The 16,897-nt window shown below is 41.7% G+C and carries 15 protein-coding genes; 7 read left to right on the forward strand and 8 right to left on the reverse strand.

Annotation, left to right across the window (positions count from 1 at the left end):
• Positions 1–69 precede the first annotated feature (69 nt).
• The 3 genes from IYN84_RS10440 to IYN84_RS10450 form a co-directional block, all read right to left on the reverse strand.
• Positions 70–753, reverse strand: a complete 684-nt coding sequence (locus IYN84_RS10440) for a DNA-3-methyladenine glycosylase I (protein ID WP_196139137.1) — start codon at positions 751–753, stop codon at positions 70–72.
• A gap of 35 nt (positions 754–788) precedes the next feature.
• Complete coding sequence (locus IYN84_RS10445) at positions 789–1,595, reverse strand: DsbA family protein (protein WP_196139138.1); 807 nt, start codon at positions 1,593–1,595, stop codon at positions 789–791.
• A 175-nt stretch (positions 1,596–1,770) separates the two neighbouring features.
• Positions 1,771–2,193, reverse strand: coding sequence for a hypothetical protein (locus IYN84_RS10450; RefSeq protein WP_196139139.1), 423 nt, complete (start codon positions 2,191–2,193; stop codon positions 1,771–1,773).
• Between the two features lie 268 nt (positions 2,194–2,461).
• On the opposite strand from IYN84_RS10450, the gene IYN84_RS10455 reads away from it, so the two are divergent.
• Positions 2,462–3,970, forward strand: a complete 1,509-nt coding sequence (locus IYN84_RS10455) for a VCBS repeat-containing protein (protein WP_196139140.1) — start codon at positions 2,462–2,464, stop codon at positions 3,968–3,970.
• A 187-nt stretch (positions 3,971–4,157) separates the two neighbouring features.
• The gene (locus tag IYN84_RS10460) at positions 4,158–5,372 is read left to right on the forward strand and encodes a pyridoxal phosphate-dependent aminotransferase (RefSeq protein ID WP_196139141.1); all 1,215 of its coding nucleotides are present in this window, start codon (positions 4,158–4,160) and stop codon (positions 5,370–5,372) included.
• A 77-nt stretch (positions 5,373–5,449) separates the two neighbouring features.
• Here the strand turns inward: IYN84_RS10460 and IYN84_RS10465 are convergent, their stop codons facing one another.
• Positions 5,450–7,828, reverse strand: coding sequence for a response regulator (locus IYN84_RS10465; RefSeq protein ID WP_210330377.1), 2,379 nt, complete (start codon positions 7,826–7,828; stop codon positions 5,450–5,452).
• Between the two features lie 277 nt (positions 7,829–8,105).
• Between IYN84_RS10465 and IYN84_RS10470 the strand changes: the two genes are divergently transcribed.
• Complete coding sequence (locus IYN84_RS10470; RefSeq protein WP_196139143.1) at positions 8,106–9,575, forward strand: M20 family peptidase; 1,470 nt, start codon at positions 8,106–8,108, stop codon at positions 9,573–9,575.
• Here IYN84_RS10470 and IYN84_RS10475 read toward each other — a convergent pair.
• The gene (locus tag IYN84_RS10475) at positions 9,572–10,420 is read right to left on the reverse strand and encodes a LytTR family DNA-binding domain-containing protein (RefSeq protein ID WP_196139144.1); all 849 of its coding nucleotides are present in this window, start codon (positions 10,418–10,420) and stop codon (positions 9,572–9,574) included. The two genes, IYN84_RS10470 and IYN84_RS10475, sit on opposite strands and share 4 nt — an antisense overlap.
• Before the next feature lie 168 nt (positions 10,421–10,588).
• On the opposite strand from IYN84_RS10475, the gene IYN84_RS10480 reads away from it, so the two are divergent.
• Together IYN84_RS10480 and IYN84_RS10485 are read left to right on the forward strand one after the other, a co-directional pair.
• Positions 10,589–11,842, forward strand: a complete 1,254-nt coding sequence (locus IYN84_RS10480; protein WP_196139145.1) for an acyltransferase family protein — start codon at positions 10,589–10,591, stop codon at positions 11,840–11,842.
• Between the two features lie 87 nt (positions 11,843–11,929).
• A complete protein-coding gene (locus IYN84_RS10485; protein ID WP_196139146.1) occupies positions 11,930–12,640 on the forward strand; it encodes an alanyl-tRNA editing protein in 711 nt (236 codons plus the stop codon).
• Between the two features lie 134 nt (positions 12,641–12,774).
• Here the strand turns inward: IYN84_RS10485 and IYN84_RS10490 are convergent, their stop codons facing one another.
• Positions 12,775–13,440 carry a hypothetical protein gene (locus IYN84_RS10490; RefSeq protein ID WP_196139147.1) on the reverse strand — a complete coding sequence of 222 codons (666 nt, stop codon included), beginning with the start codon at positions 13,438–13,440 and terminating at the stop codon, positions 12,775–12,777.
• Positions 13,422–13,958, reverse strand: a complete 537-nt coding sequence (locus tag IYN84_RS10495) for a GrpB family protein (RefSeq protein ID WP_210330378.1) — start codon at positions 13,956–13,958, stop codon at positions 13,422–13,424. The genes IYN84_RS10490 and IYN84_RS10495 overlap by 19 nt, the downstream gene beginning before the upstream one ends.
• A gap of 213 nt (positions 13,959–14,171) precedes the next feature.
• On the opposite strand from IYN84_RS10495, the gene IYN84_RS10500 reads away from it, so the two are divergent.
• Positions 14,172–14,798 (forward strand): hypothetical protein, encoded by a 627-nt coding sequence (locus IYN84_RS10500; protein WP_196139148.1) that lies wholly within the window; start codon positions 14,172–14,174, stop codon positions 14,796–14,798.
• A gap of 127 nt (positions 14,799–14,925) precedes the next feature.
• The gene (gene glsB, locus IYN84_RS10505; RefSeq protein WP_246722775.1) at positions 14,926–15,891 is read left to right on the forward strand and encodes a glutaminase B; all 966 of its coding nucleotides are present in this window, start codon (positions 14,926–14,928) and stop codon (positions 15,889–15,891) included.
• 22 nt (positions 15,892–15,913) lie between these two features.
• Here glsB and IYN84_RS10510 read toward each other — a convergent pair whose 3' ends face one another.
• Positions 15,914–16,861: an aldo/keto reductase gene (locus IYN84_RS10510; protein WP_196139149.1), complete on the reverse strand. Its 948-nt coding sequence runs from the start codon at positions 16,859–16,861 to the stop codon at positions 15,914–15,916.
• Between the last annotated feature and the right edge of the window lie 36 nt (positions 16,862–16,897).

The following is a 16,897-nucleotide window of genomic DNA, read 5'->3' on the forward strand; positions in this document are numbered from 1 at the left end:
AGTGTAGTTTAATCCGGTAGAAATACCCAAATCCAGACCAGATTTAGGCATTTCTTATATTGATATCAGCTAGTTGAGGTGATTTTCGCCAATAGAACAGGAAATAATGCGGCTGATTTCGCTCAAATGCCTTCCTGATTCCTGCTGTAGTCCGTTAAAGGCATGTTGAACGGCTTTCAGGTCGCGCTGAGATGTTGGGTTCTTGGTAACAACTCCCTGGCCAATCAGATAAGCACATACATCACGAGTCAACAAAAAAGTATCCTTGCCAACGGTACGTAAAAAATAAGGGCCAGTATTCCCGCCGAGACGAGCTCCCTGCTTCTTGAGCTCAAGCCATAAGCCGACAATATTATCTACCGGCCAGTCAGCAATATAATTACCAAAAGAACCATATTTTTTAGCGACCGTTTTTATCAAGTAGGCATTTTCTCTAACCGCTTTTACTTTAGTCAGATTACGAATAATTCGCTTGTCTTGCGCCATCTTTTCAATTTGTTCATCACTGGCAAGGGCCAGCTTCTGTGGCTCCAGATTCCACATTACTTCTTCAAAGCCTGGCCACTTGTTTTCTACTACCTTCCAAACAAAACCTGATTGAAAGATTTTCATAGCCATGGCTGACAAATAGTCCCGATCAGAAGTTGACTTTAGTTGTTTTACCGAGCGGATAGAAGGCATCAACTTTTCAAGGGCTTTAGCACCTCCTTTCCTCTCCGCAGCTCGATTATAGATAACTTCAAACTTTTCCATGCTCAATGATTACTCTTGAGATAAGCCAGATACGCCTACTTGGTACCACAGTTGTTTGCTAACTGCAGCGTTTCATCAACAACCTCAAAAACCTCATCATGACCACCGGCCGCAGTGATATTGGTCATATACTGATGGTTAATCAACACTTGAGGCACACTTGAAATGCGATATTGCTTCAGCAACTCAAAATCTTCATTAATAGATTTCATCATCTCATCCTGATTCTTTAACATTGCCAGCGCTTCCGCTTTGTCTGCTCCCTGAGCAGCAAGAAATTCAGCTGCTTCATCTTCGGATGCAAATAGCTTCTTTTCTTTGTGAAAGCGCTCGAACAACGCATGTTGAGTTTTCTCTAGAACACCCAACAATTTGGCTGCATGATGGACTAAGAGTAATGATCCCAGCTGGTCATGCCCTAAAGTTGTCGGAACCGACAGGAACTTAACCTTTCCGCCATTTTTCGCGCGCCACTTTTCGGCCGATGGCTCTAGTGCATAACAATGTGGACAATGGTAAGCAAAAAACTCTATAACAACCGGCTCTTCGCAGGCTGCGTCCGACTCCAGCTTTTGATATCGTTCACCACTGGGCGCAGCTGCGTGCTCATGTCCCTGATGATTTTCTGCTTGCGACTCCTCCGCAGCGGTATCTGGTGCAGAATCATTCGCAGCTTTTTTATCCTCTGGCTGAGACGGCTCTTCGGATATCGTTTCTTTTTCTGCTTTAGTTTCCTCTACCTTTGCTTGCGTATTTTCCGCCTTCTTTTCTGTGGGCTTTTCTTCTGCCTGACAACCTGCAAGTATGACTGTCATCACTAGTAGTGCAATTAGTTTTTTCACGGATACTCCCCAAATTTTCGCCGCTCAGGCGTCGGATTGGTGTTAACTCTAATTATTGGCCCCAAATCATATCAACAATAGACATACAGTAATAGGGCAAGGAACTAAACGGTTACATTTTTACGACTCGACAGATGTATCACAAAAGAGCCTTACTGCATAATATTAAAAACCGTCAACCGATGAACGACTGTTCTTTAAGATAGTGATTTAGCGCGTCAGTTGTGCTTTTGCAGTGATAGAACCTGCGAGATAGTTCAATTCCAGCGCAGTCTATTTCAACCAGCATATCTGTAAATACTGTCAGATAATAATCATCCTGTGTGCCAATTACTCGATAAATCCCTGGCTGGGATAAACTAATTGAAGCCTCCGCATTCTGGTACTCTTCAGCAGCAACCTGACATACACCAAGTCTTCCATCTTTGAATGGCAAGAGCCTGAGTACTACAAAACAGAGTGGTGTCGAAAGAAAATCTCTCGACTCAGGGTAAATAAGCAGATGATGAGACTCTCCCGAAATAGACTGGCCAACATATAACCACTCTGAATAATCTGAAGCAATCAGCGGTAGTTCTTCCATTAGTTCAAAATTCATAAATAACTCGCTGTTCATAAAAAATTGAATTCGACCGTTTGTCATCCTTTGTAACGATTAAAAACCGACATACGCTAGAACAAATACCCATAAAGCTATTAGCATATTATCGACTTTTCTGAAAACAAGGTAATATTAATCGGATTAGCAGGAATTTACTTGAGTAGGCCTCAATAAGCTGAACCTATGAAAGAAAGGCTTGTCCTAGCAGTATCTCTAGTTTTAGCAAGCCCTAGTCGAATCAAACCTTACTGAAGGATGTTTACAGATGAACAGATGGTCAACACTGACTCCTTTTCTAGCCTCTCTTGTCTTACTTGCCGTTTCGCTAATCTCGGACAATGCTAGTGCTGCGGTCAATTTTAAACAAATAAAAGTTGAAACAGATTTTAAAATTACCCATCCTGCAGAAATTGCTCACTTTGTTGGCAGCGAGAAAAATCAGGTCGCGCTAATTGGAGAATACGAAACAGGAGAAAGAGTACTCACTATTTATGAAATTACCGACAATGGAATATTCAAACAGATTAATCATGCAATTATTCCTGATAGCTTTCTTGCATATGACATATTGCAAAATGGTGTTAAACAAAAACTCATTTTCAAAACCAAAGACTCACTCCTTCAATTTGATTTGGAAGATAACCTGTTCAAACCATTTTTAAAGATTGACTCGATTTATTTAAGACACAAGGCTCAGTTTCTAGTGCGTAAGGATTTCATTCGAGATTTAAATAACGACGATCTGGAAGATATTGTTATTCCCGACTTTAGGGGAGTCCATATTTATCTGCAATCAAAAACTGGCGATTTTGTTCATCAGCAATTACCGATAGAGCCAAAAGTTCAAGTCAATGCTGAGTCAGTTACCTACAACGAAAGACCCTTATTTTTTGCAGACTTCAACCTGGATAAAAGAACTGACATTATCATTGTTAAAGAAAAAGGTCTTCTGGTATTTCCTCAACTAGAAAGTGGTGAATTCAAGATTGATTCATTAGCAATCGAATTACCAATAAATGTTAGCGACCTTAACTGGTGGGAAATAAGAGAATCAGATGGCCAGCAAATCGACCAAAATAAACTTGCTCATAAAAAAGTCGACAAAATAGAAGATATTAATAATGATGGTGTTGCCGATTTATTTGTCCGATTTAGCAAAAGTGATGGGGTATTTGATCGGCAAAATGATTACGAGATTTATCTGGGTAAAAAAATTAGCAATAAAACACAATACTCTAGTACTCCTGATAGTATCATTCGTGCAGACGGAACTATAGGTGAACTAAAAACAATTGATATTGATAACGATAAGATACAAGAGCTTTTGGTTTCCAGTTTTGATATCGGAGTTACACAAATCATTGGGGCTTTACTTTCTGGAGCAATCGATCAGGATATTTTTATCTTTAAAATGAAAGAAGACGGAGCCTATCCGGAGTCTCCTAACGTAGATAAAGAAGTTGAGATGCGCTTTAGCCTATCCTCAGGCAAAAGTGGTAATCCTGTGGTTCGACTAGCTGACTTCGATGGTGACGGTAGAAAAGACCTATTGTTTTCATCAGGTGAAAAGCGCCTGAAAATCTATCAGGGAACCGATAAATCAAGAATATTTGAACGTCGCTCTAAAAGATTTAACGTTACCATTCCTAAAGATGGAACATTCGTTGATATTCACGACTTTAACAAAGATGGTAAAGAGGATGTTTTCATTCGCTATGGCCGCCAAGATGATCAATCACTGGTGAACCAGCTCATTCTTTTTATGGCAATATAACTTATTTACTGTCAAATCTGACACTTAGATCGCGACCTGTATACCCAAAAGAAAGCTTGTTCGAGCTTTTGGGTATACAGACTCAAAACTTTAAACAACTCAAAGCTATTTGAACTTGGCTCGCCGCACCACTAAGATTAAACTACTCAATAATAATCACTAAGAACACTTTTAGTTCGAGTCAGCAATGAAACCGATTACTCGTTCCCACAAACTTAACGGTGTCTGTTATGACATCCGTGGACCAGTATTAGAAGAAGCCAGGCGTTTAGAGGAAGAAGGACACAAAATCCTTAAACTTAACATTGGTAATCCCGCCCCATTTGGTTTTGAAGCTCCTGAAGATATTTTAAAGGATGTCATCCATCACCTTCCAAAAGCACAGGGCTATGGTTCCTCCAACGGAATCTATTCAGCTAAAGTCGCGGTTCATCAATACTACCAGACCTATGGCTTACTCGATATTTCGGTTGACGATATTTACATTGGAAATGGTGTCAGTGAGCTAATCGTGATGGCAATGCAAGCTTTAATTAATAATGGCGATGAAGTACTGGTGCCCTCGCCTGACTACCCCTTATGGACTGCTGCGGTTAAGCTCGCTGGAGGAAAGCCGGTGCACTACATTTGTGATGAAGCTTCTGATTGGCTACCTGATATTAAAGATATTAGTTCTAAAATAACGAGTAAAACGCGGGCACTGGTGCTTATCAACCCCAATAATCCTACGGGCGCGGTTTACCCTGAAGAATGTTTACAAGCACTGACCAGGTTAGCAAAGGAAAACGGGCTCATTCTCTATAGTGATGAAATATACGATAAGGTTTTATTCGATGGTGCGCGTCATATTCCGACGGCAACATTAAGTGATGATGTTTTTTGCGTTACCTTTGGTGGTCTTTCAAAGAACTACCGGGTAGCAGGCTTTCGCGTAGGGTGGATGCTCTTGAGTGGCCCGAAACGAATAGCACAAGATTATATTGCCGGGCTCGATATGCTCTCATCAATGCGTCTCTGCGCCAATGTACCGATGCAGTATGCTATCCAGACTGCACTGGGTGGCTACCAGAGCATTAACGATCTGACTAAACCCGGTGGAAGACTGTATCAGCAAATGGATTGTGCTCACAAGATGATCAATAACATTCCAGGACTGAGTTGTACTCGCCCAAAGGGGGCAATGTATCTTTTTCCTAAAATAGATATAGAACGATTTGGCATCACCAATGATGAGCAGTTTGTATTAGATTTCTTGAGAGAGAAACAGGTGCTGCTGGTACATGGAAGTGCTTTTAATTGGCATTCTCCAGATCATTTTAGAATAGTGTTTTTACCTCATGAAGAAGATCTGATTGATGCGATTAACGCACTCGGCCAATTTTTGCAAAACTATAGCCAATAATCTACTTCGTTAGCCAACATTAGATACACTGAGAGATATTTCGGAGTTTAGTTAAGCATGAAGAAATCGCGCCATCTCTAGGACAGCAGTTGACTAATTCGTTGCCCCAGCTCATCGCCGTCAATTGGTTTGGAGAGGTAATCATTCATTCCTGCCGATAAACACTTTTCCTTATCCCCTGACATGGCATTAGCTGTCAGGGCGATAATAGGAATATCGCTATTATTATTTCCAGCAAGACCTTCACGAATGTGTTTGGTCGCTTCATAGCCATCCATTTCAGGCATCTGACAATCCATTAATATCAAATCATAATTTTTATGTTGGAGAGTCTCGAGTGCCTTAACACCATTCTCCGCCACGTCTGCCTTAATTCCAAGTTCATCCAGCATCAAAAGTGCAACCTCACGATTGAACGGATTATCCTCGACTAGCAAAATTTCACATTGCTTCAACTTTATTTCATTACTGTTATTTGCAGTTTTGCTAACTTCCTGAGCTTCACTTTCGGGAGATTCAAGTAGTACTTCGAACCTGAAACAGCTACCTTCATTTTCCTTGGACTCCGCATATATATCACCACTCATCAGCTGACAAAGACGCTTGGAAATAGCCAGCCCCAAACCTGAGCCACCATACTTTCGAGTGGTACTGGCGTCCACCTGAGTAAATGGCGTAAACAGCTGCTCAAGCTTTTCCTGAGGGATACCAATGCCTGTGTCACTCACGCTCACACTTAGTCGCCATCGTCCAAGATCGCCCTGAACCTTGTACTTAATGTCAATTCCACCTCGTTTGGTGAATTTAAGCGCGTTGCCTATCAAGTTGGTCATGATTTGGCGAATGCGAAAAGCATCACCTCTCAATCGGGTTTGTTCAATCTGTAAAGGTGATAAGGTCAAAGTCAGGTTTCGTTCCTCTGACTGTATCCGGAAAGATTCGGTCAAGTTTTCAAGGAGAGTGCAAACATCAAAATCTTTATGGTCTAGCGCCAGCTTTCCGGCATCAATGCGAGAAAAATCCAATATATCATTAATGATCCCGAGCAAGAATTCAGCGCTACAACGCGCAATCCCAACTTTGTGTAACTGCTCATCATTTAGTTCGCTTTTGGCCAATAAATTAATCATACCCAAAATGCCGTTCATGGGAGTACGAATCTCATGACTCATAGTAGCGAGAAATTCCGACTTGGCTTTTACCGCCTGGTTTGCCGCCTCAGCACTTTCAATTAGGCGCTGTTCATTCTTTTTACGTTCGCTGATATCTTCTACCAATGACCAGATATATTGCTTACCATCGGTACCTTTTACTAGCACGCCGTTAAGTAATACAGGGTAGCGAGTCCCGTCTTTTTTGATATATTCTTTTTCATAAGGTCCATATCTGCCTTGTGTTTTAAGTAGATTAAGTTGCTCTGTTTCCTGTTCCTGATACTCAATTGGCGTAATATCCCAGTAAGAAAGGCTGGCAAACTCTTCTTTGGAATAGCCTGCAGGTTCATAAAGAGCTGCATTAAGCTCAATAAAGTCGCCGCTTTCAAAATCATTCAGAGCAATACCGATAGGAGAAAGATCGAATAGAGCCTTTAGTCTCTGCCGCTCCAGATTAAGGCTAGTGTTCTTTTGGCTAATCATAATCATTTGCCAGATAAGCAATGTGAGTATAGATATGAAAAATGCTCTTATAACCCACGAGATGGCTGAGTTTTTTGACCAACCATTTTTAGGGACGGCAGCTATTTTCCAGCGCCCATTCGGGAAGATAACTTCCGAAAAAACCGGTTTTTGCATAAGAATCGAATCATCACCGAAAAATACATTATCAGCTTGATCCAGTTCACTTTTGGCGAGCACAAGAGTTATCGGTGATGTCTCATCTTTTAAACCACTGGCACGGTAAAATTCCTGCAGGTCAATCACTGTAGAGATTAATCCCCAGAATCGTCCCTCTTCTCCAGACTCATTGTAGAGATAGACCGGGATACGACCGATTAATGCTTCCCCTCCCTGAACAAGGTTTACTGGCCCATCCAGAATAATATCCCTGGTATCTCTGGCCCGATAAGCTGCCGCTCGTTGTGCTTCGTTTTTATTAAAGTCCAGCCCAATGGCTTTCTCATTCCCTTCTAATGGATACATCAGACTAATAATCAGATCAGGCGCTGCACCAACATTTCTTATTTGGTCATGACCTGCTAATAATGGCCGCGTGTAGTTGGCAAACCTTTCCTGATTGAGCTCAGGTTCATTGGCGATAAGCCCCACCAGTCCGCGAACGGTCTGCAAATTACTCTGGATATTGCCCTCCAGCTTTGCGCGGATAATATTGAGCTCATTGACCACGACCTGCCGTTGATTTTGATAATGATTTTCTCGACTAATATAATCGGCATAGACGCCTACCCCCGCCAGAGCGATTAGAATAAATACAAATATGAGGCGATTGTTGAGCATATAGGCTATCAGCCATCCACTAGTTTCAGGGCGAGGACTGTTCAAAGTATAGTTAGCATTCTGTTATTTTTCGAAGATAGCATGACTTCTTGGCGCAATAGTTATCGAAAAATCTCCCGCCTATAGTACGGAATCTATTAAATTCGGAATCAACCACTGTGGAGAAACAAGAAATATGTTATTTTCGAGAATCTTTAAAGAGCTCAGGTATGATTAATACCAATATTATTAATACCGACGCCATTGATACTGACTTTATTAGTAACGACTTCGACCTATGAAAAAACTGATATTTTTATTGCTAGTTGTAATCCTGCTTGGCTACGTTACTCTCTATAAATTATCGACTGAATTTCCTGATCGTCAATATCATCCCAAGGCTCAGCCCAAATTGCTGAGTGTAGATAACGCCAAAGTCGCTGAGCGGCTTAGCTCGGCGATTCAAATCCAAACGATTTCTCGGGATGAGTCTGAGCCGACAAGCGACGCATTTATTCAATTCCATCAACTACTGATGGAAAAATTCCCTTTAGTTCACCAACATGCCCAAAAGGAAGTTATTAATCAGTACAGCCTGATATACCACTTTCCCGGTAGCGACACTCTACTAGCACCCGTATTATTCATGGGCCACATGGATGTTGTACCTGTTGATGAAGCAACTCTGGACCAATGGTCCCACCCTCCCTTTTCTGGAAAAATCTCAAATGGCAAAATTTGGGGGCGCGGTGCGTTAGATGATAAATCGACTGTAATGGCAATAATGGAAGCCATGGAAGCTCAACTGGCAGAAGGTAAGAAACCAGTAAGAAGCGTTTATTTTGCTTTTGGTCACGATGAAGAAACTGGCGGTGAAAACGGAGCTAAAGTCAGTGCAGAATATTTTCGAAAAAAAGGTATTCGATTTGAGTTTGTACTCGATGAAGGTGGCGCTGTTGTCCAGGACGTCGTAAAAGGTTTTAAACAACCCGTTGCATTGATTGGAATCGGCGAAAAGGGATTTGTTAATGTTCGCATGACTGTCAATGCTGCTGGCGGTCACTCCTCAATGCCTCCGGATCATACCGCAGCGGGAATATTAGCCCAGGCGATTGTCAAACTTGAAACCAGTCCTTTTCCGGCGGATCTTCAATTTACTCGTTTAACCTTTAAACAGATTGGACACTATGCCGATTTAACAACACGTCTCATTATGTCTAATCTTTGGCTAACTGAGCCGCTGGTTAAAGCAACACTTGCACAATCACCAAGCAGTGCTGCAGCCATTCGTACCAGCACCGCAGTCACTATGCTAAAGGGAAGTAGTAAGTCCAACATTCTTCCCACACAAGCACAAGCTGTAGCAAACTTTAGAATCTTTCCCGGTGAAACGACTCAAAGTGTATTAGCTCATGTTACCAAAGCAATTGATGACTCTAGAGTAAAGCTCGAAATGTTTATGCAGAAAAATCCTTCGCCGGTCTCGCCAATTGATGTAAAGCCCTACCACTTGATAGAAGAGTCTATACGTGAAATTTCACCAGAGATATTAGTCGCCCCCTATCTTGTTTTAGGAGGAACTGACGCCAAACATTTCTATGATCTTTCAAATAATGTCTACCGTTTTCTAATGGTCAGGTTAACACCAGATACACTCGATTCAGTCCACGGCATCAACGAGAGTATCGCAGTTGAAGACTATGTGAAGGCTATCCAGTACTTCCACCGACTGCTAGATAAGTCTGTCTTTCTCGATGCGGGTTTCTAATGAAGAAGTTCCTTTAAACCATCCTTATAGCGCCGGGAAAGGTTAAGTACTTTGCCATTATTGAGCTTTACTTCGCTATCACCACTCCCCAGCGGTGTGATCGAATCAATTTGATCAAGATTAACTGCGTAGGAGCGATGGATGCGATAAAAACCCTTTTCAGCGATTTGCTCAACCAGCCGATTCAGAGTAGAGCGCATGGGGTAAATACGGCCTGCTACATGTAAATTGACATAATTTCCGGATGACTCTAACCATTCAATCTCGGACACCTTGATAATAAATTCTTTGCCTAACTTCTTAACCAGCAACCTTTCACAATCAGGTGTCGCTTTTTGCTCTTCGCCATCTTGCACCAGGTTAGCCTCTCCAAGCAATTGGGAAGAAATATAGGCGTAGCCGTGATAAATAAATATGAGGAAAACGAATGACCATAGATCTTTGCGATATTCATAAACCAGCTCATAACCAAGATCGCCAAAATCATAATTGCCACCGGTCCACCAATAAACCAGTTTTCGGATCAACACCATCAAGGCAATATGCGACAAAGAAAAAATCACCGAAGCAATAAAGTAAAGTAACAACGAATATCCAACTGATGTCCAATTAAATGGACACTTTCGCAAAAATCGAACAAGCGGCCAAATTAATAACATGGTACTGATAGCGCTCGAGTATTCCCAGACAAAGGGCTCCCACAAAGCGAGGTCACTCGAACCATCTCTATGCTCTTCCATAATGACTGATGTCGCCAGAATGGTATTGTTGATCGCAAAAAAAATGACTATCGCCAGGATTTCGTACCAGACGTGATATTGTTGATAATGCTTCAATCGACTCATACAGGCTATTCTAATCAGACGGCTGATTTTTCGTGTTCATTTCATCACATTATACCACCGCTTATCCCTATCCATTGTTTTTTAACCACTTTTCAGTATTTTCACAGTACCCACTGCGGCGAATATGTTAAGACTTTAACCATCTCTTCGAAAAAAGTGGAACATTCAATGACGCATAATCAAAGCATTACAACAGCAGCCAATTTAAGAAGGTATGATATCGACTGGCTTCGCGTGCTGGCCTTTTTGCTGCTTATCTTTTATCACATAGGAATGTTTTATGTGTATGACTGGGGTTGGCACATAAAAAGTGCTTACCAGAGCGAATTTCTGCAAAACTTGATGCTCCTGCTCAATCGCTGGCGTATGCCCCTTATATTTTTGATTTCCGGAATGGCCCTTTCACTGGTAGAAGCAAAAGTAGGACCCGGTAAATTACTGAAATTGAGATTTGTTCGAGTATTCGTCCCTCTGGTACTCGGTATGTACATTATTGTGCCGCCTCAGACCTACCTGGAAATTGTCGCAAACAACGACTTCAGCGGTGGTTACTGGAGCTTTTATCAACTTTATATCGATCCTGACACTTCGGCACTGCGTAAATACAACCACGGACCTCTTGGGTTATTGACCTGGAATCATCTCTGGTATCTGGCCTACCTATGGCATTACACACTAATTTATCTGCTAGTGCGGCCTCTCCTGACTCGAGTAAATTGGGTGGCATTCAATCAACGAGTTGGAGCGGGCGTATTATTTGTGCTGTTTTCGGTCTGGATTACTTTAACTATTTTCTGGCTCAAGCCAGATCACCCAATCACCCATAACCTGACGAGCGACTGGTATAATCATGCCGTATCTTTTTCCATATTTGCGCTTGGTTATCTGTTACCAAAATGCCGAATAGGCTGGCAACAGATTATTCTCCATCGGCGAAAGTTTTTACTCGGTGCGCTGTTTGGCTACGCCACCACGCTAATTTTTCACAATGGAAGACTGGACGTTTTATTGACCGAAGCAGGCTTTGATGTCAATGAGCTGGCAAGTCACTTTGAAACGTTTCTACTGATTAATAGTGTCAAAGCTATGAATATTATCTGTTGGCTGTTTATGCTACTCGGTTATGCCGGCCGCTATTTAACCCGGTCAAACCGTTTTCTCAGTTACATGAATGAAGCTGTTCTTCCCTGGTATATTTTGCATCAAACGGTCACGGTTGTTGTCGCTGCATGGCTGGCAAAATTTGCTTTGGGCCCAATACTTGAACCAGTTTCACTTATCTTTCTGACCTTTTTTTTCTGCGCTTTGGGCTATGAGTTACTCAAGCGAAATAATATCACTCGGTTTATTTTCGGCATGAAGCTTATAAATAGATCAAGTCAACGAGAAGCATTCAGCAAAAGCGCGACCAGTGAAGTTTAAATATTAGATAGTTGCACTCTTGGTTGATTTTCGGCATCTTAGGGCTAATGCTCACTAGTACTTTCTGAACAGAGACACGAATAAACTATGACTATTGCCCTGTTTCAACAAGATGCCTATCAGAATACCTGTGATGCCGAAGTTAGAGCGATCAATGATCGTGGCGGTATCATATTGAACCAAACGATTTTCTATCCAACTGGTGGAGGACAACCTGGCGATAGCGGTACTTTAACTTTTGGCAATAGCCAAATTAAAATCGCGACCACGGTTAAAGATCGAGAATCAGGTGAAATAGTTCATGTGCCGGAAGCCGGTCAAAGCCTGCCTGAAGTAGGACAGATGGTAAAAGCCGAAATAGACTGGGACACCCGCTACCTGCACATGCGAATGCACACGGCACTGCATCTTCTTTGCTCGGTTGTTCCTTGTGGAGTTACCGGCGGGCAAATCGGAAAGGAAAAAAGTCGTCTCGACTTTGACGTTGGCGAAAAACCGCTGGATAAAGATCAAATTACAGAAGACCTGAATCGGATCATTGCTGAAAAACAGAAAGTTGAATTCCGTTGGATAACCGATGAAGAACTGGAAAATCAGCCAGAACTGGTTCGCACCATGTCAGTTCAACCACCTAAAGGCGCAGGGAAGGTTCGACTTGTAAAAATTGGAGAGAATATTGATCTGCAGCCCTGTGGTGGAACCCATGTGAATAACATTGAGGAAATTGGTGTGATAAAAGTCAGCAAAATTGAAAATAAGGGAAAAAGAAATAGGCGGGTCAATATAGTATTTGGGTAGTAGTTTAAGGCGTTTCTCTGCGCTTGCTTGCAAATTTTTTTCAACTTGTGCTTTTACATTAACTTTATGGAAATTATAAATTTTTATTGTGACTAGTGCTGCAGCCAAGCCTATCGTTATTGAGTTTTTGTAAACTATTTTTCAGCTAATTTGCATTGATGTTTTTTGTTTTTAGAAGCAATGACTTCAATTCGCAAAAGAATTTCTTCTACCACCTCACTGTCCCCCTCCTGTAAAAAAGAGAGTCGAGCATCAGTAAGTAAGTTGGATGCGTACTCGATCCAACGCGCTATTTCGTCTTCACTCACTGCCAGAGCTTCATCACAGAGAATCTCTGCAACGCTTAATGCACCTGAAAAGCCAGCATACCCGAACTTTAACTCTGTGGCAGCTGCAACTTTTAACCAATAAACTGCAGCGTCAACATCAGTTTTCAAATATTCTCCGTCATAATATTCCCAACCTAATATCTCAGCACATCCACCATGACCTTTCTCTGCACAATAGTGAAGGTTTTTAATGCCCGATTTTTTATTATTTCCATTAATTTGCTTATGCGCTAAGAGATACGTGTCATCGAGTGTTAACTTTGGGGATGATACACATCCAGCTAAGACATTTATGAATAGGCCACTCAACACTATATATAACAACTTCATTTTTTCTTCCCTGATAACCGGACAAACAAAAACATTTTCTTTAAGTAATATTTCCAGATACTCAAAATCAAATAAAAAACCGCAACGAAATACTTGGTATAAAGCTACTTCTTCATTAAATCTTATTTCATTTTGTACCAAGCCAAAGCGATCCGCTCGTGCTTCTGAATATAATCGCTTTTCAGCTCCATATAGTGATAAATATCATTATTACATTTTTCTGCTGCCCGCTTTTTCAAATCACCATATTCTTCTGCCACTTTGGGGTGCTCAATCAGATAATCCCTGAATGCTCGATGACGGACCAGATGTTCATCTCCTTGCTTAAAAGCGTGTACGTGATGACTTCGCTGATTTCCGCCTTTTTGAAAATAGCGTCGACCTTCAATTCCATTCTCACCTTTTATTTTGTAACCATGTGACTCCAGCATGGCATGGCAGTTTTCGAGCTTTTCAAGGGACTCTACTTCAACCAAAATATCAATTACTGGTTTTGCCGCTAATCCACTTACCGCAGTACTTCCAATATGTTCAATATTGAGTGCATTTTGTCCAAAAACATTCTTCAATAGTTCGCACTCGTCTTTAAATCTGATTCGCCAAGAGTCATCATAATCAACAACCTCTAACACTCTTTCTTTCAACTCACTTATCAACACTTGAATTCCTACAATGTGAACAACAATATACCTGACGATTAGCCGGATTTTATCACTTAACCAACCCTGCTCTCTAGCGCAAATTATATATTACGCACGGTCGACTTAACGCGCAGTACATTCAACTTAACTCAAATTTTATTCAGTTAGCCTTTTCGTTATTGTTTTCAGCATAGAGTTCTCGTATAAAATCCCCAGTTAGGAGGAACAGACATGAAGAAAATCCTGGCAGGTATAATCTGCGGCCTTACAATATCTTTAGCAGCCCATTCATATCCGATAAATCAAGCTATCAAAGTACCATCAACAACTACCAAACCCTTGCTTGATGGACAATGTGACGATCGAGAGTGGCAACCAGCACACAAGCTTCAGTTACCCGCCAAAGTTTCGATACTCCTGATGAACGACTCAGAGTCATTCTATATTTGCATGAAAGGCAAAAAAAATGACTATACTACGGCTGATATCTATATCGAACACCCGGAGTCAAAGTCGCTGTGGAACCTTCACGCCTCAGCGCAAATTGGAGAGCGCGAATTTGACGGAAAACAATGGCCCGATTTTGACTGGTGGAACCATCAGCAATGGTCAGCATTCTGGGTTCCTTTTTCAGGCTCAAAAGAAACCGATAAGGGCACACAGATTGAGTTCTTAAAGGGTACACATCGAGAATTTCAAATTTTGCGCAGCAAATTTTCCGGAAATACCTGGAGAGTGATGCTAAGAGTGGGCGGTATCAACCATCAGAACTCTGGTCGCGCAAACCTTTTCTATCCTCAGGAAGCCAAAGATACCTCCAGCGAAAACTGGATGACAATTCAGCTAACTAGCAGATAGTTCAACAACTCACCACCGAATGTCTGTTCTTCATTCACCGGTATTCATTCACCTGTTTTTTGTATTTCAGAATTTCTGAGTCTAGTGATAACTAAAGGTTTGTTGATCATTCCGTAGAATCTTATCTATGCTAACATCTTTAGTATTAGTAAAAACACTACTTACTTTTATGTATTCAGATCTCAAGCTCAACAAAATTCTCGAAACGATTGCGGAGAAGGCACAATCTTTATCAGGCAAAGGTAAGATAGCCGACTATATTCCCGCATTAGCCAGGGTAAAACCCAATCAGTTTGGTATTGCGATCTGTAATATCAATGGCGAGACTTATACCGCCGGGGATGCAGAGAAACCCTTTTCAATCCAGAGCATCAGTAAACTATTTACCTTGATTCAAGCGATTAAGACTTATGGCGACCAACTATGGCAATGGGTTGGACGTGAACCATCCGGATTACGATTCAACTCACTGGTACAGCTAGAAAGTGAAAACGGAATTCCCAGAAATCCTTTTATCAATGCAGGAGCATTGCTGGTTTGCGATCGTCTGGAGTCTCGTTTATCTGCACCCAATTACCAGTTACTTGAAATGTTAAAGTCTCTTTCCCAAAATAATATGATTAAAGTTAATCAGCAGGTGGCACGTTCCGAATTAAATCATGGCTCTCGCAATGCGGCCATGGCTTACTTGATGAAAGCATTTCATAATTTTGAAAATCCGGTGGAAAAAGTTCTTGAGAGTTATAGTCATCACTGCGCGATTGAAATGAGTTGTGTTGATCTGGCGCGAGCGGCGGTCCTCCTGGCCAATAAGGGTGTGCCACTTTCACAGGAAAGGCTATTAACAGCCAAACAGACTAAGCGAGTCAACGCATTGCTGGCAACCTGCGGGTTATATGATGAGGCTGGAGACTTTGCCTTTAAAGTTGGCTTACCGGGCAAGAGCGGTGTTGGCGGAGGTATTCTGGCAGTTTACCCCAACAACTACACAATCTGTGTCTGGTCTCCAGCACTCAATGAAGCAGGTAACTCTCTGGCAGGCTTGTACGCCCTGGAACAGCTTAGTGATATGCTGGAAATTTCAGTTTACTAAAAGCCGATTATTTAAAATTCCACTACTTCAGTTTTTGCTTTAAACCTGAAAGCCAATAACGAAAATTCTCTTTTAGCGAATAATCCAGAACGCCCATAGATTTCTGAATCTGATGAATCTTAGCCAGCTGTTCATCGGTCAATGCGTGATCTTGAGAAGCTAAAAAGTTTTCGCTGGCCTGAGTGTCATTTTTAGTACTTAAGATAACGCTGGAAACCTGCGCAATGGCTAGTGTGTAGTTAATGGCCGTCTGAGTCAGGCTCAGGTTTTCACTAGTGAGGCAATCAAAATTTCTGGCATTACTAACTAAAGAAGCGATCTTTTCTGTGGAGTAGTGACTACGTTGATCATTGGGATCGTTAAACTGGCTCTGCTCACTGTATTTACCTGTAAGAAAACCATTTGCCAAACAGGAACGGACGATAACACCGAGTCCTTTTGCTTCAATTTGCTTAACTTTATTCATTAACGGATTGGGCTGGACTAAGCTCATAGGAACTTGAAATCCATCGATCTCGGTTTTGTTAATAACATAGTCAATATCATTGCGGCTGGATAAAGAAACACCAACGTAGCGAACCAGACCTGACTCTTTTAATCGATAGAGCTTTTCATACAGTTCATGGTCCGACGGTGCCCAGTGAATTTGATAAAAGTCTATGTAGTCAGTTTTAAGACGCTCAAGCTGTTGTTTGATAGTCGTTTCCATATCCAGCTTCTGACTGGAATACTTAGTTGCCACCACCCATTTTTGGCGTCTTCCTTGCAGAAACTCTCCCAATATCGATTCTGCATTACCGTATACCGCAGCCGTATCAACAAAATTGCAACCCAGCTCTTCAGCTCTAGCCAAAGCGGCTAACGCATCTGATTTTTCAACGTTACCAAAACTGTTCCCGCCAATTGCCCAGGAGCCAAAGCCAATTTCAGATATTTGAAGGTCAGTTTTCCCAAATCGACGATATTGCATCCGAGTTCCTCTTATCAATTTAGACCGATCAGTCTA

Origin of the sequence: Aliikangiella sp. G2MR2-5 (assembly GCF_015687155.1) — a bacterium.
Taxonomy (GTDB): domain Bacteria; phylum Pseudomonadota; class Gammaproteobacteria; order Enterobacterales; family Kangiellaceae; genus Aliikangiella.

Excerpts from the sequence above, each read along its gene's own strand:
- IYN84_RS10475 (WP_196139144.1), bottom strand. The coding sequence starts at position 10,420 with ATGAGTCGATTGAAGCATTATCAACAATATCACGTCTGGTACGAAATC.
- IYN84_RS10455 (WP_196139140.1), top strand. The coding sequence starts at position 2,462 with ATGAACAGATGGTCAACACTGACTCCTTTTCTAGCCTCTCTTGTCTTA.
- IYN84_RS10450 (WP_196139139.1), bottom strand. The coding sequence starts at position 2,193 with ATGAATTTTGAACTAATGGAAGAACTACCGCTGATTGCTTCAGATTAT.
- IYN84_RS10440 (WP_196139137.1), bottom strand. The coding sequence starts at position 753 with ATGGAAAAGTTTGAAGTTATCTATAATCGAGCTGCGGAGAGGAAAGGA.
- IYN84_RS10510 (WP_196139149.1), bottom strand. The coding sequence starts at position 16,861 with ATGCAATATCGTCGATTTGGGAAAACTGACCTTCAAATATCTGAAATT.
- IYN84_RS10465 (WP_210330377.1), bottom strand. The coding sequence starts at position 7,828 with ATGCTCAACAATCGCCTCATATTTGTATTTATTCTAATCGCTCTGGCG.
- IYN84_RS10485 (WP_196139146.1), top strand. The coding sequence starts at position 11,930 with ATGACTATTGCCCTGTTTCAACAAGATGCCTATCAGAATACCTGTGAT.
- IYN84_RS10480 (WP_196139145.1), top strand. The coding sequence starts at position 10,589 with ATGACGCATAATCAAAGCATTACAACAGCAGCCAATTTAAGAAGGTAT.
- IYN84_RS10460 (WP_196139141.1), top strand. The coding sequence starts at position 4,158 with ATGAAACCGATTACTCGTTCCCACAAACTTAACGGTGTCTGTTATGAC.
- IYN84_RS10470 (WP_196139143.1), top strand. The coding sequence starts at position 8,106 with ATGAAAAAACTGATATTTTTATTGCTAGTTGTAATCCTGCTTGGCTAC.
- glsB (WP_246722775.1), top strand. The coding sequence starts at position 14,926 with ATGCTAACATCTTTAGTATTAGTAAAAACACTACTTACTTTTATGTAT.
- IYN84_RS10500 (WP_196139148.1), top strand. The coding sequence starts at position 14,172 with ATGAAGAAAATCCTGGCAGGTATAATCTGCGGCCTTACAATATCTTTA.